The 14120-nt window shown below is 63.4% G+C and carries 10 protein-coding genes; 5 read left to right on the plus strand and 5 right to left on the minus strand.

What is annotated here, in order from left to right; translation table 11 throughout:
- Window positions 1-148 precede the first annotated feature (148 nt).
- The 3 genes from ntrC to glnA all read right to left on the minus strand — a co-directional run bounded on the left by ntrC (window position 149) and on the right by glnA (window position 4458).
- Window positions 149-1585 (minus strand): nitrogen regulation protein NR(I), encoded by a 1437-nt coding sequence (gene ntrC, locus KH389_RS01670; protein WP_043862194.1) that lies wholly within the window; start codon window positions 1583-1585, stop codon window positions 149-151.
- Window positions 1582-2667, minus strand: a complete 1086-nt coding sequence (gene glnL, locus KH389_RS01675; RefSeq protein WP_213606771.1) for a nitrogen regulation protein NR(II) — start codon at window positions 2665-2667, stop codon at window positions 1582-1584. The genes ntrC and glnL overlap by 4 nt, the downstream gene beginning before the upstream one ends.
- 384 nt (window positions 2668-3051) lie before the next feature.
- Window positions 3052-4458, minus strand: a complete 1407-nt coding sequence (glnA, locus tag KH389_RS01680) for a glutamate--ammonia ligase (RefSeq protein ID WP_043862192.1) — start codon at window positions 4456-4458, stop codon at window positions 3052-3054.
- A 331-nt stretch (window positions 4459-4789) separates the two neighbouring features.
- Between glnA and thiI the strand changes: the two genes are divergently transcribed.
- Complete coding sequence (gene thiI / locus KH389_RS01685) at window positions 4790-6244, plus strand: tRNA uracil 4-sulfurtransferase ThiI (protein ID WP_043862191.1); 1455 nt, start codon at window positions 4790-4792, stop codon at window positions 6242-6244.
- A gap of 128 nt (window positions 6245-6372) precedes the next feature.
- Window positions 6373-8193, plus strand: coding sequence for a translational GTPase TypA (gene typA, locus KH389_RS01690; protein ID WP_210013908.1), 1821 nt, complete (start codon window positions 6373-6375; stop codon window positions 8191-8193).
- A 157-nt stretch (window positions 8194-8350) separates the two neighbouring features.
- On the opposite strand, the gene KH389_RS01695 is transcribed toward typA, so the two are convergent.
- Complete coding sequence (locus KH389_RS01695) at window positions 8351-8755, minus strand: YkgJ family cysteine cluster protein (RefSeq protein ID WP_043862189.1); 405 nt, start codon at window positions 8753-8755, stop codon at window positions 8351-8353.
- Window positions 8756-8955: 200 nt separating this feature from the next.
- On the opposite strand from KH389_RS01695, the gene KH389_RS01700 reads away from it, so the two are divergent.
- From KH389_RS01700 to KH389_RS01710, 3 genes are all read left to right on the plus strand, one after another.
- Complete coding sequence (locus tag KH389_RS01700) at window positions 8956-11406, plus strand: glycogen/starch/alpha-glucan phosphorylase (RefSeq protein ID WP_213606772.1); 2451 nt, start codon at window positions 8956-8958, stop codon at window positions 11404-11406.
- A gap of 141 nt (window positions 11407-11547) precedes the next feature.
- A complete protein-coding gene (locus KH389_RS01705; protein WP_043862187.1) occupies window positions 11548-12558 on the plus strand; it encodes a class 1 fructose-bisphosphatase in 1011 nt (336 codons plus the stop codon).
- A 3-nt stretch (window positions 12559-12561) separates the two neighbouring features.
- Window positions 12562-13158 (plus strand): DUF924 family protein, encoded by a 597-nt coding sequence (locus KH389_RS01710; protein WP_043862186.1) that lies wholly within the window; start codon window positions 12562-12564, stop codon window positions 13156-13158.
- Window positions 13159-13244: 86 nt separating this feature from the next.
- Here KH389_RS01710 and KH389_RS27625 read toward each other — a convergent pair whose 3' ends face one another.
- A complete protein-coding gene (locus KH389_RS27625; protein ID WP_370409076.1) occupies window positions 13245-14105 on the minus strand; it encodes a methyl-accepting chemotaxis protein in 861 nt (286 codons plus the stop codon).
- Window positions 14106-14120 lie beyond the last annotated feature (15 nt).

Consider the following 14120-nt stretch of genomic DNA (forward strand, 5'->3'; position numbering starts at 1 on the left):
CGGTTGTGAGGGGTGTTTTTGCCTTCAGGCGGTGCAGCGGGGGCAGGCATGGTGCAGCAATGGGGCAAGCTGTTCGCCGGCAAGGCCGGCTCCTACAGGTTCGGCGGCGTTTGTAGGAGCCGGCCTTGCCGGCGAAGAGGCCCCTGAGTCAGGCCTCGTCGTCGCCCTCGTCGTCCCCGCCGTCGACCTTCATGCCCAGTTCCTTGATCTTGCGCGTCAGGGTGTTGCGCCCCCAGCCCAGCAGCACCGCTGCATCGCGCCGCCGCCCGGCGGTGTGCTTGAGCGCCGTCTCGATCATGATCCGCTCGAAACTCGGCACTGCGCTGTCCAGCAGGTTCGACTGGCCACGGCTCAGCGCCTGGTCGGCCCACTGGCGCAGCGCCTGCTCCCAGTTGGTCACCGGCGCCGCGTCCTGCGGCAGGTTCAGCAGCTCCGGCGGCAAGTCGCCGATATGCACCTCGCGCCCCGAGGCCATCACCGTGATCCAGCGGCAGGTGTTCTCCAGCTGGCGCACGTTACCCGGCCACGGCAGGTTGCGCATGAACTCCTCGGTCTCCGGCTTGAGCAGCTTGGGCTCCACCGACAGCTCCTGCGCCGCACGCCCCAGAAAGTGCCGGGCCAGGGTCGGGATGTCTTCGCGGCGGTCGGCCAGGCGCGGGATGTGGATGCGGATCACGTTCAGGCGGTGGAACAGGTCTTCACGGAACTTGCCGGCCTGCACCAGGGTTTCCAGGTTCTGGTGGGTGGCGGCAATGATGCGCACGTCCACCTTCACCGGCACATGCCCGCCCACCCGGTAGAATTCGCCATCGGCCAGCACGCGCAGCAGGCGGGTCTGGGTGTCGGCCGGCATGTCGCCGATCTCGTCGAGAAACAGCGTGCCGCCGTCGGCCTGCTCGAAACGCCCGCGGCGCAGGTTGGCCGCGCCGGTGAACGCGCCCTTTTCATGGCCGAACAGCTCGGATTCCATCAGGTCCTTGGGGATCGCCGCCATGTTCAGCGCGATGAACGGCGAGGCGGCGCGCGGGCTGTGACGGTGCAGGGCGTGGGCCACCAACTCCTTGCCGGTGCCCGATTCGCCGTTGATCAGCACGGTGATGTTGGAATGGCTGAGCCGGCCGATGGCGCGAAACACCTCCTGCATGGCCGGCGCTTCGCCGATGATTTCCGGGGTGCGGGTCAGCGCCTGGGGCTCGGCCATGCCCTGCTGTTCCTGGGCGTGCTGGTTGGCGCGCTTGACCAGCGACACCGCCTCGTCCACGTCGAATGGCTTGGGCAGGTACTCGAACGCGCCGCCCTGGTACGAGGCCACGGCGCTGTCCAGGTCCGAGTGCGCGGTCATGATGATCACCGGCAGACGCGGGTGCTGCTCGCGGATCTGCGCCAGCAGGTCCAGGCCGCTGGCACCGGGCATGCGAATGTCGGAGATGATCACGTCCGGCTGCTGGCGGGCCAGGCGGCTCATGACCCCATCGGCACTGTCGAAGCTCTGGGTGGTCATGCCTTCCTGTTGCAGGGCTTTTTCCAGGACCCAACGGATGGAGCGGTCGTCGTCGACGATCCAGACGGTTTCGCTTCGGCTCATGAAGAAGTGGCTCCTTGTTCCAGCGGCAGGAAGATCGAGAAGGTGGTGTGGCCAGGGTGGCTGTCACATTCGATCAGGCCCTGGTGCTGGCTGATGATGTTCTGGGTGATGGCCAGGCCCAGCCCGGTACCGTCCGGGCGACCGCTGACCATGGGATAGAAGAGGGTGTCCTGCAGTTCCGCGGGTACACCCGGGCCGTTGTCGATGATTTCGATGCGCGCCACCAGGCGGTGGCGGGTGTGGCCGATGGTGAACTGGCGCATGGCGCGGCTGCGCAGGGTGATGCGGCCCAGGCGCAGCTCGTTCTGCCCGCTGATGGCCTGCATGGCGTTGCGCACGATGTTGAGCACGGCCTGGATCATCTGCTCGCGGTCCACCAGCACGTCGGGCAGGCTCGGGTCGTAGTCGCGCACCAGGGTGATGCCGCCCTGGCTTTCGGCCTCCACCAGGCTGCACACGCGCTCGAGCACTTCGTGGATGTTGGTCATGGCCAGCGACGGCAGTTTGTTGGAGCCGAGCATGCGGTCGACCAGGTTACGCAGGCGGTCGGCCTCTTCGATGATGACGTTGGTGTAGTCCTTGAGGCCGTTGTCGGGCAGTTCGCGGGCCAGCAGCTGCGCGGCGCCACGGATGCCGCCCAGCGGGTTCTTGATTTCGTGGGCCATGCCGCGCACCAGCATCTTGGTGGTTTCCTGCTTGGACAGCTGCGCCTCTTCCTTGGTGATGCGCAGCAGGCGGTCGCGCGGGTGCACTTCGAGCAGCAGCAGGGTGCGGCCGTGGTTGAGGATCGGGGTGACGGCGTAGTCGACGGTCAGGGTCTGGCCGGTGAGGGCGGTGAGCATGGCTTCGCGCTTGGTGAACGGGTGCGCGTGCTCTACGGCCTGGCGCAGCGAGTTGAGCGCTTCGGTCGATTCGGTGAACAGCTCGCTGATGAACTGCCCGTGGCTGCGCTGGCCGCTGATGGCCAGGAGCATTTCCGCTGCCGGGTTCATGTACTCCAGGCGCAATTCGGCATTGAGCAGAATGGTGGCAGTGGTCAGGTTGTCCAGTAGCAGTCGGTGCAGTGCATCGCTGATGGTCATGGGGCGTCGTTGACCTCTTTTGGCACAGTACCGCCCTGATCGGGGCCAGGGTGGCGCGCGCTGGTAATCGGCTGATGCCAGGAAAATGCAAGAACCAAACCAAGGCTCCGAAAAGAAGCGCAATTCCCTGAAACCGGGCCTTGGCTGCGCAAAAAATGACTGGGTTAACAGGTTGCAGGCTGTTTTTGAACCAAAATGGGCTGTTGGTGCAGGGGTAGCGCTGCCTTGTGCACCATTGTAGAGCACTGCTGACTTCATCGCGGGTCAAGCCCGCTCCCACTGGTTTGTGGCAGCGGGCTTGACCCGCGATGAAGTCAGCGCAAAAAAAAGGCCTCCCGAATGGGAGGCCTCTCTCGTTACGCCGCGTGAGCGAGCGTCACTGGCTTAGCAGCTGTAGTACAGCTCGTATTCCAGTGGGTGTACGAAGGTGCGCACCTTGATTTCTTCTTCGCTTTTCAGGGCGATGTAGGCATCGATGAACTCGTCGGAGAACACGCCGCCCTTGGTCAGGAACGCACGGCCCTTGTCCAGCTCTTCCAGGGCTTCCTTCAGGCTGCCACAGACCTGCGGGATCTCTTTGGCCTCTTCAGGCGGCAGGTCGTACAGGTTCTTGTCGGCGGCATCGCCTGGGTGGATCTTGTTCTGGATGCCGTCCAGGCCGGCCATCAGCAGCGCAGCGAAGGCCAGGTACGGGTTGGCCGCCGGGTCCGGGAAGCGCGCTTCGATACGGCGGGCCTTGGGGCTCGACACGTAAGGAATGCGGATCGAGGCAGAACGGTTGCGTGCCGAGTAGGCCAGCATGACCGGGGCTTCGAAGCCCGGGACCAGACGCTTGTAGGAGTTGGTCGACGGGTTGGTGAAGCCGTTCAGGGCCTTGCCGTGCTTGATGATGCCGCCGATGAAGTACAGGGCGGTATCGGACAGGCCGGCATAGCCTTCGCCGGCGAAGGTGTTCTTGCCGTCTTTCCAGATCGACATGTGCACGTGCATGCCCGAGCCGTTGTCGCCGTACAGCGGTTTTGGCATGAAGGTAGCGGTGCGGCCGTAGGCGTCGGCAACGTTGTGCACGACGTATTTCAGGGTCTGAACTTCGTCAGCTTTTTTCACCAGGGTGTTGAACTTGACGCCGATTTCGTTCTGACCGGCAGTCGCCACTTCGTGGTGGTGCACTTCGACGACCTGGCCCATTTCTTCCAGTGCGTTGCACATGGCAGTACGGATCTCGTGGTCGTGGTCGAACGGCGGAACCGGGAAGTAGCCGCCCTTGACGCCTGGACGGTGGCCCTTGTTACCACCTTCCACGTCCTGGTCGGACATCCACGAGCCCTGCTCGGAGTAGATCTTGAACATCGAGCCCGAAATGTCGGACTTGAACTTCACTTCGTCGAAGATGAAGAACTCAGGCTCAGGGCCTGCGAATACGGTGTCGCCGATGCCGGTGGAGCGCAGGAACTCTTCGGCCTGCTTGGCGATGGCGCGCGGGTCGCGGTCGTAGCCTTGCATGGTCGACGGTTCGATGATGTCGCAGACCAGGATCAGGGTCGGCTCTTCGGTGAACGGGTCGAGCACGGCGGTGGAGTCGTCCGGCATCAGGATCATGTCGGAGGCTTCGATGCCTTTCCAGCCAGCGATGGAGGAACCGTCGAACATCTTGCCGGCTTCGAAGAAGTCGTCTTCCAGCGCGTCACGGGCTGGCATGGTGACGTGGTGCTGGGTGCCCTTGGTGTCAGTGAAGCGCAGATCAATCCATTTAACGTCATGATCTTTGATGAGTTGAACCGACTTCGACATGGTGTCCTCCGGGTGGGGTAGAGCGTGCCTGTGCAGCCCTTGTAATTTGGGTGATGCCGGGCGCGAATAGTCGGCCAAGGCAACCTGCCTCACAAGGGAGCAAATTGCATGCCAGTGCCCCGAGTTGGGTTTTTCGCCCCATTCTCACGCGTTTACGGGTGCCAACGGCGCTTCAGGGGTTTTTCCTGCACTCTTAGGAGGCGTTTTTTCGTTTGAGTGACCCAAAATGGTGCGCGTGAAACCTTCTGTACAAAAGTTGCTCAAAGCTTGAGCGAATTCCGCTATAATCCGCGCCCCTTCTTTTTCGGCTGGCCACGCGCGCGCTGTTTTCATGAAACTAATCGTCAAAGTCTTTCCAGAGATCACCATCAAGAGCCGCCCGGTTCGAAAGCGCTTCATCCGTCAACTGGGCCGCAACATCCGCACCGTGCTCAAGGACCTGGATCCTGCGCTCGCGGTCGATGGTGTCTGGGACAATCTGGAGGTGGTCACCCGCCTGGACGACGAGAAGGTGCTGCGCGAAATGACCGAGCGCCTGAGCTGCATGCCGGGCATCGCGCATTTCCTTCAGGTCGATGAGTACCCGCTGGGCGACTTCGACGATATCGTCGCCAAGTGCAAGACGCATTTCGGCCACCTGCTGGCCGGCAAGCACTTTGCCGTGCGCTGCAAGCGCGGCGGCCACCATGATTTCAGCTCGATGGACGTCGACCGCTATGTCGGCAGCCAGCTGCGCCAGCAGTGCGGCGCCGCCGGCATCGACCTGCGCAACCCCGAAGTGGAAGTGCGCATCGAGATCCGCGACAAGCGCCTGTACGTGATCCACAACCAGCACAAGGGCATCGGCGGCTACCCGCTGGGCGCGCTGGAGCAGACTCTGGTGCTGATGTCCGGCGGCTTCGACTCCACCGTGGCGGCCTACCAGATGATGCGCCGCGGCCTGATGACCCACTTCTGCTTCTTCAACCTGGGCGGCCGTGCCCACGAGCTGGGCGTGATGGAAGTCGCGCACTACCTGTGGAAGAAGTACGGCAGCAGCCAGCGCGTGCTGTTCGTCAGCGTGCCGTTCGAAGAGGTGGTGGGCGAGATCCTCGGCAAGGTCGACAACAGCTACATGGGCGTGACCCTCAAGCGCATGATGCTGCGCGCCGCCACCAACATCGCCGACCGCCTGCAGATCGACGCGCTGGTCACCGGCGAGGCGATTTCCCAGGTGTCCAGCCAGACATTGCCCAACCTGGCGGTGATCGACTCGGCCACCGAGAAGCTGGTGCTGCGCCCGCTGCTGGCCAGCCACAAGCAGGACATCATCGACCAGGCCAATGAAATCGGCACCGCCGAGTTCGCCAAGCACATGCCCGAGTACTGCGGCGTGATCTCGGTGAACCCGACCACCTGTGCCAAGCGTCACCGCGTCGACCATGAAGAGAAGCAGTTCGACATGGCCGTGCTCGAGCGCGCCCTGGAACGCGCCCGCCTGGTGTCCATCGACCACGTGATCGATGAACTGGGCCAGGATATCCAGATCGAAGAAGTCAGCCAGGCGCTGGCCGGGCAGGTGGTGATCGACATTCGTCACCCCGACGCCCAGGAAGACCAGCCTCTGGAACTGGACGGCATCGAGGTCAAGGCCTTGCCGTTCTACGCCCTCAACAGTCGCTTCAAGGAGCTGGACCCCACGCGCCAGTACTTGCTGTATTGCGACAAGGGAGTGATGAGTCGCCTGCATGCCCACCATCTACTGAGTGAGGGGCATGCCAATGTGCGCGTTTATCGTCCGACATAAGATGCCGGGGTTGTATGGCGGCAGTATCCGCCATCGCCCTCCCGACCGACGAGCCCGTTGAGCGCCGTTCATTCACATTCGCCGCCTAGACTGGGCGGCAACCCGAATCCTCTGATCGAGATACACAAGTGATCGAAAATCTACGCAACATCGCCATCATCGCCCACGTTGACCATGGCAAGACCACCCTGGTAGACAAACTGCTGCGTCAGTCCGGCACCCTGGAGCGCAACGAGCTCAACGACGAGCGCGTGATGGACTCCAACGACCAGGAAAAAGAGCGCGGCATTACCATTCTGGCGAAAAACACCGCCATCAACTGGAACGGCTACCACATCAACATCGTGGACACCCCGGGCCACGCCGACTTCGGTGGTGAAGTAGAGCGCGTGATGTCGATGGTCGACTCCGTGCTGCTGCTGGTAGACGCCCAGGACGGCCCTATGCCGCAAACCCGTTTCGTGACCAAGAAGGCTTTCGAAGCCGGCCTGCGTCCGATCGTGGTGATCAACAAGGTCGACCGTCCGGGCGCGCGTCCTGACTGGGTTCTGGACCAGATCTTCGACCTGTTCGACAACCTGGGTGCCACCGACGAACAGCTGGACTTCAAGGTCGTCTACGCCTCGGCCCTGAACGGCATTGCCGGTCTGGACCACACCGAAATGGCCGAAGACATGACCCCGCTGTACCAGTCGATCGTCGACAACGTGCCAGCGCCAAGCGTCGACCGCGACGGTCCGTTCCAGATGCAGATCTCGGCACTGGACTACAACAGCTTCCTGGGCGTAATCGGTGTTGGCCGCATCGCCCGTGGTCGCGTCAAGCCGAACACCCCGGTTGTGGCCATCGACGTTGACGGCAAGCGCCGCAACGGTCGTATCCTCAAGCTGATGGGTCACCACGGCCTGCACCGCGTCGACGTCGAAGAAGCCCAGGCTGGCGACATCGTCTGCATCAGCGGTTTCGACGAGCTGTTCATCTCCGACACCCTGTGCTCCCCGGACGCAGTCGAGGCGATGAAGCCGCTGACCGTCGACGAGCCGACCGTTTCGATGACCTTCCAGGTCAACGACTCGCCGTTCTGCGGTAAGGAAGGCAAGTTCGTCACCAGCCGCAACATCAAGGAGCGTCTGGACAAGGAGCTGCTGTACAACGTTGCACTGCGCGTTGAAGAAGGCGACTCGGCCGACAAGTTCAAGGTATCGGGCCGTGGTGAGCTGCACCTGTCGGTACTGATCGAAACCATGCGTCGCGAAGGCTTCGAAATGGGTGTTGGTCGTCCGGAAGTGATCATCCGCGAAGTCGACGGTGCCAAGCACGAGCCGTTCGAGAACGTCACCATCGACATCCCTGAAGATTCGCAGGGCAAGGTCATGGAAGAAATGGGCCTGCGTAAAGGCGACCTGACCAACATGGTGCCGGATGGCAAGGGCCGTGTACGTCTGGAATACAACATTCCAGCCCGTGGTCTGATCGGTTTCCGCAACCAGTTCCTGACCCTGACCAACGGTGCAGGCATCCTGACCTCGATCTTCGATCGCTACGCGCCAATGAAGTCCGGCCACATGTCCGGCCGTCAGAACGGCGTACTGGTATCGGTAGAGACCGGCAAGGCGCTGACCTACTCGCTGGAAACCCTGCAGGCGCGCGGCAAGCTGTTCGTCGAGCACGGCCAGGAGATCTACAACGGTCAGATCGTCGGTCTGAACAGCCGTGACAACGACCTGGGCGTCAACCCTACCAAGGGCAAGAAGCTCGACAACATGCGTGCTTCGGGCAAAGACGAAACCATCGCTCTGGTGCCACCTGTTCGCTTCACCCTGGAACAGGCCCTGGAATTCATCCAGGACGACGAGCTGTGCGAAGTCACGCCCAAGTCGATCCGTCTGCGCAAGAAGATCCTGGACGAAGGCGAGCGTACCCGCGCTGCCAAGAAAGCCAAGAACTGAGTTAGCTCAGGCTGAATGAAAACGCCCCCGGTCGAAAGGCCGGGGGCGTTTTTGTTTGTGCAAGGCCTGAAACTTGCACTGGCCGAATCGCGGGTCAAGCCCGCTCCCACAGGTAAATGCACAACCTTGTGGGAGCGGGCTTGACCCGCGATGCTTTTCAGCGGGCCACGGGCTTTGGCTTGTACGCGCAGTACCCCGGCCGCGGGCCGATCCTTGGGTGGTTGCGGCAGGTGTCGGGGCGCTTGTCGTAAATGGTGCAGAACCGCGTCTTGCGGTCCAGGTACAGGCAATCGTCGTTGCTCATGCGCTGCAAGGTGAAGATCCCGGACTTCTGGTTGAAGCGCTCGACGATCCCATCCTTCTGCAGGCGCTTGGCGATGTTCTTGGGCGGCTCGCCCCGTTCGAATTCGTCCACCACGCCAATGCGGATCAGATCCGTGAGCTTGACCTCCACCGGCAAGGTGCAGCAACTGGACATGCAGCCCCCGCACATGTGGCTGGAATACCTCTGCCAGGTATCCAGGCGGTCGAGTTCGGCGGCGGCAATCAGGGTCGGTTTCATCAGGTTCGGTTTTTCAGATGGTCGGGTGGGCGCGCGATCATACCGGAGTTGGTCAAAATGTGAACAACCATTTGCCGGGTTCGTGCCAACCCGGTACCGCTTTTGCACAGAAACAAACGAACCCGCGCTACCGCGCCCGGTCGAACCGTCTAGGCTGAGAAATCCCCATCCGCATTCGTCAACTTGCCCGAGGACGTCGTATGTCTCAGGAACCACTCGCACGTGACGCACAGGTGGCTGCCTTTCGCACCGCTGTACTGGAAAAACTGACCTATGCCGTCGGCAAGGACCCCGAGCACGCCTTCGACCACGACTGGTTCGAGGCCATTGCCCTGGCCGCCCGCGACCACATGGTCGACCACTGGATGGACCACACGCGGCAGATCTACCGCAAGAGCCAGAAGCGCGTCTATTACCTCTCCCTCGAATTTCTCATCGGCCGCCTGCTGTACGACAGCCTGAGCAACCTCGGCCTGCTGGACATCGCCCGTGAAGCAATGACCGGGCTGGACGTGGACCTGGAGCGCATCCGCCTGCTCGAACCCGATGCGGCGCTGGGCAACGGCGGCCTCGGGCGCCTGGCGGCGTGCTTCATGGAGAGCATGTCGACCCTGGGCATCGCCGCCCACGGCTACGGTATCCGCTATGAGCACGGGCTGTTTCGCCAGGCCGTGGTCGACGGCTGGCAGCAGGAGCAGACCGAAAACTGGCTGGATTTCGGCAACCCCTGGGAGTTCGAGCGTGCCGAGGTGATCTACCCGATCAGTTTCGGCGGCAGCGTCGAGACCCGGCACGATGAATCCGGCCAGCCGCGCCAGGTGTGGTGGCCGGCCGAAACGGTGCGCGCGGTGGCCTACGACACGCCCGTGGTGGGCTGGCGTGGTGCCAGCGTCAATACCCTGCGCCTATGGCGCGCACGGGCCCTGGAAGAGCTGCACCTGGAGCGTTTCAATGCCGGCGACCACCTGGGCGCGGTAGCCGAAGTGGCCCGCGCCGAGAGCATCTCGCGGGTACTGTACCCGGCCGACAGCACCGAGGCCGGCCAGGAGCTGCGCCTGCGCCAGGAGTACTTCTTCGTCTCGGCCTCGCTGCAGGACCTGCTGCGCCGCCACCTGAACATGAACCCCACGCTGCTCAACCTGCACGAAAAGGCCGCCATCCAGCTCAACGACACCCACCCCTCGATTGCCGTGGCCGAGCTGATGCGCCTGCTGGTGGACCAGCACGAACTGCCGTGGGACACCGCCTGGCAGCTCACCGTCGACACCCTGGCCTACACCAACCACACCCTGCTGCCCGAGGCGCTGGAAACCTGGTCGGTGGGGCTGATGGAGCGCATGCTGCCGCGCCACATGCAGATCATCTACCTGATCAACGCCTTTCATATCGACGCGCTGCGGGCCAAGGGCATCCATGACTTCGACGTGCTGCGCGCGGTGTCGCTGATCGAGGAGGACAACGGCCGGCGGGTGCGCATGGGCAACCTGGCGTTCCTCGGGTCGCACAGCGTCAACGGCGTGTCGGGGCTGCACACCAAGCTGATGCGCAGCACCGTGTTCGCCGAACTGCACAAGCTCTACCCCGAGCGGATCAACAACAAGACCAACGGCATCACCTTCCGCCGCTGGCTGTACCAGGCCAACCCGCCGCTCACCCGCATGCTGGTGGAGGCGCTGGGGCCCGAGGTGCTGGACGACCCCGAGAAGCACCTGCGGCGCCTCGAACCGTTCGCCGACAAGCCGGCGTTTCGCAAGGCCTTCGCCCAGCAGCGCCTGCACAGCAAGAAGGCCCTGGCCAACCTGATCCAGGAGCGCCTGGGCATCACGGTCGACCCCGAGGCGATGTTCGATGTGCAGGTCAAGCGCATCCACGAATACAAGCGCCAGCTGCTCAACCTGCTGCATACCGTGGCGCTGTACCAGGCGATCCGCGCCGAGCCGGGCACGCACTGGGCGCCGCGGGTGAAGATCTTCGCCGGCAAGGCCGCCGCCAGCTATCACCAGGCCAAGCTGATCATCAAGCTGGCCAACGACATCGCCAGGGTGGTCAACAACGACCCGACCGTGCGCGGTCTGCTCAAGGTGGTGTTCCTGCCCAACTACAACGTGAGCCTGGCCGAGAGCATCATCCCGGCGGCGGACCTGTCCGAGCAGATCTCCACCGCCGGCTACGAGGCCTCGGGCACCAGCAACATGAAGTTCGGCCTCCATGGCGCGCTGACCATCGGCACCCTGGACGGCGCCAACGTCGAGATGTGCGAGCAGGTGGGGGCCGAGCACATGTTCATCTTCGGCCTGACCTCCCAGCAGGTGGAGGCGCGCAAGCGCAGCGGCGATTTCGGTGCCAGCTCCGCCATCGGCGCCTCGTACCGGCTCAACGACGTGCTCCAGGCGATCCGCGGCGGGGTGTTCTCGCCGGACGACCCGGCGCGCTACGTGGGGCTGATCGATTCACTGGTGCCGTATGACCGCTTCCTGGTGTGCGCCGACTTCGATGCCTACTGGGAGGCCCAGCGCCGCGTCGAGGAGCTGTGGCACGACCCCCAGCAGTGGTGGCGCTCGGCCGTGCTCAATACCGCGCGCATGGGCTGGTTCTCGTCGGACCGCACCATTCGCGAATACGCCGGGGAGATCTGGAACGCGCTGGAGTAGGCGCCTGGCATCGGGCCCGGGGGCGTGAACCTTCGGCCCGATGTGTCGTCTGATCGGGCGAGCATGTCCTATTGCTCGCTAGCGCTTCACTCTCCCTGTAAACTGCGTGGGTTTTTTCTACCCCATCCTCCGGAGCCTTACATGTCCCGCGTTACCCTGAGTCGCTATCTGATTGAGCAGACCCGCAGCAACAGCACCCCTGCCGATCTGCGCTTCCTTATCGAAGTGGTGGCGCGTGCGTGCAAGGAAATCAGCCACAACGTGTCCAAGGGCGCCCTTGGCGGCGTGCTGGGCAGCATGGGCACTGAAAACGTGCAGGGCGAAGTCCAGAAGAAACTGGACGTGATTTCCAACGACATCCTGCTCGAAGCCAACGAGTGGGGCGGCCACCTGGCCGGCATGGCGTCCGAAGAGATGGACAATGCCTACCAGATCCCGGGCAAGTACCCCAAGGGTGCCTACCTGCTGGTATTCGACCCGCTGGACGGTTCGTCGAACATCGACGTCAACGTCTCGGTCGGCACCATCTTCTCGGTACTGCGCTGCCCCAACGAGTACCTGAGCCAGAACGAAAGCCTCAACGAACAGGCCTTCCTGCAGCCGGGCACCAAGCAGGTGGCCGCCGGTTACGCGATCTACGGCCCGCAGACCATGCTGATCCTGACCCTGGGCAACGGCGTCAAGGGCTTCACCCTGGACCGCGAGCTGGGCAGTTTCGTGCTGACCCACGAGAACATCCAGGTGCCGGAAACCACCGCCGAGTTCGCCATCAACATGTCCAACCAGCGCCATTGGGAAGCCCCGGTGACCCGCTATGTGGGCGAACTGCTGGCTGGCGAGACCGGCCCGCTGAAAAAGAACTACAACATGCGCTGGATCGCCTCGATGGTTGCCGACGTGCACCGCATCCTGACCCGTGGCGGCCTGTTCATGTACCCGCGCGATGCGCGCGAGCCATCCAAGCCGGGCAAGCTGCGCCTGATGTACGAAGCCAACCCGATGTCGTTCATCATCGAACAGGCCGGCGGTGCTTCCACCGACGGTCGCCAGCGCATCCTCGACATCCAGCCCGAGAGCCTGCACCAGCGTGTGGCGGTGTTCCTGGGTTCGAAGCAGGAAGTCGAGCGCGTCACCGGTTATCACCAGGAGTAAATCATGCTCGCACCTTGGCAGCCGTTGCTGGAGTGGTGGTTCGGCTGGGGCACCAGCCCCCAGGCCGTGGCTGACGAGAAGAGTACGCTGTGGTTCGGCAAGCACCACGACGACGAGGCGCGCGAGCGCTTCGGCGAGCTGGCCGCGCAGGCGCTGGCCGGCGAGCTGGACGAATGGCTGGCAAGCCCCCAGGGCTGGCTGGGCCTGGTGCTGCTGCTGGACCAGCTGCCCCGCATGATCCACCGCGACACCCAGCACGCCTTCGATGGCGACCGGCGTGCGCAGGTGCTGGTGATGCAGGGCCTGGACAAGGCCTGGGACTACCAGCTGCTGCCGATCCAGCGGGTGTTCATCCTGCTGGTGCTGGAGCATGCCGAGGTGCTGGACTGGCAGAACATCAGCATCGAGCGCTATCAGTTGCTGCTGGATGCGCAGCCGGACAGTGACCGGCGCCTGTTCGAAGGTTTCCTGGACTATGCCGAGCAGCACCAGCGGGTGATTGCGCGGTTCGGCCGCTTCCCGCACCGCAACTTGGTGCTGGGGCGCCCGAGCACCGATGAAGAGATGGACTTTCTGCTGGAGCCGGGCTCGCGGTTCTGAGCTGAACCCAATCGCGGGTCAAGCCCGCTCCCACTAGGACTATCGCTGTCCTTGTGGGAGCGGGCTTGACCCGCGATTGTTTCACCCTAGATCCTGAAGCTGCCCACCAGCTGCTTCAACCTGTCCACCTGGCTCTGCAGGTCATTGCAGGCCCGCAGCGTCGCCTGCAAATTCTCCACCCCTTCCTGATTCAGCGTATTGATCTCGGTGATGTCGACATTGATCGATTCCACCACGGCCGTCTGCTCTTCGGTGGCGGTGGCCACCGACTGGTTCATCCCGTCGATTTCGCCAATGCGCACGGTCACGCTGCCCAGGCGCTCGCCGGCCTGGTTGGCAATGCCCACGCTGTGCTCGCTCTGGCGCTGACTCTCGGTCATGGTGCCCACCGCCACCTGTGCGCCGGCCTGCAACTGCTCGATGATCTTCTGCACCTGTTGCGCCGAGTCCTGGGTACGGTGGGCCAGGTTGCGCACCTCGTCGGCCACCACCGCAAACCCGCGACCGGCCTCGCCGGCACGTGCCGCCTCGATGGCCGCGTTCAGTGCCAGCAGGTTGGTCTGCTGGGAAATGCCGCTGATCACCTCGAGAATCTGGCCGATGTTCACCGTGTTGGCGTTGAGCGTCTCGATATGGGTGCTGGCGTCGCTGATCTTGCTCGACAGCTGGTTCATCACCGCAATGGTCTGGTCGACCACCTGCTGGCCGTCCTCGGCCAGGTTGCGTGCTTCGCTGGAGTGCTGTGAGGCAAGGGCGGCGTTGTGGGCGATCTCATGGGCGGCGGCGCCCAGCTGGTTGATCGCCGCCGCCACGCTGCTGGTGCGGCCCGACTGCTGGTCGGCATTGTGGATCGACGCGTTCGAGGCGCTGACCACGCGCAGGGCCACTTCATTGACCCGACCGGTGGCTGAGGACACTTCGCTGATCGAGTTGTGGATACGTTCCACGAAGCGGTTGAACGA

The organism is Pseudomonas qingdaonensis (assembly GCF_018398475.1).
GTDB classification, from domain to species: Bacteria; Pseudomonadota; Gammaproteobacteria; order Pseudomonadales; family Pseudomonadaceae; genus Aquipseudomonas; species Aquipseudomonas palmensis.

Bases quoted from the DNA above. Each gene is read 5' to 3' on its own strand.
- glnL (WP_213606771.1), bottom strand. From the start codon at position 2,667: ATGACCATCAGCGATGCACTGCACCGACTGCTACTGGACAACCTGACC.
- glnA (WP_043862192.1), bottom strand. From the start codon at position 4,458: ATGTCGAAGTCGGTTCAACTCATCAAAGATCATGACGTTAAATGGATT.
- ntrC (WP_043862194.1), bottom strand. From the start codon at position 1,585: ATGAGCCGAAGCGAAACCGTCTGGATCGTCGACGACGACCGCTCCATC.
- thiI (WP_043862191.1), top strand. From the start codon at position 4,790: ATGAAACTAATCGTCAAAGTCTTTCCAGAGATCACCATCAAGAGCCGC.
- KH389_RS01700 (WP_213606772.1), top strand. From the start codon at position 8,956: ATGTCTCAGGAACCACTCGCACGTGACGCACAGGTGGCTGCCTTTCGC.
- KH389_RS01695 (WP_043862189.1), bottom strand. From the start codon at position 8,755: ATGAAACCGACCCTGATTGCCGCCGCCGAACTCGACCGCCTGGATACC.
- KH389_RS01710 (WP_043862186.1), top strand. From the start codon at position 12,562: ATGCTCGCACCTTGGCAGCCGTTGCTGGAGTGGTGGTTCGGCTGGGGC.
- KH389_RS01705 (WP_043862187.1), top strand. From the start codon at position 11,548: ATGTCCCGCGTTACCCTGAGTCGCTATCTGATTGAGCAGACCCGCAGC.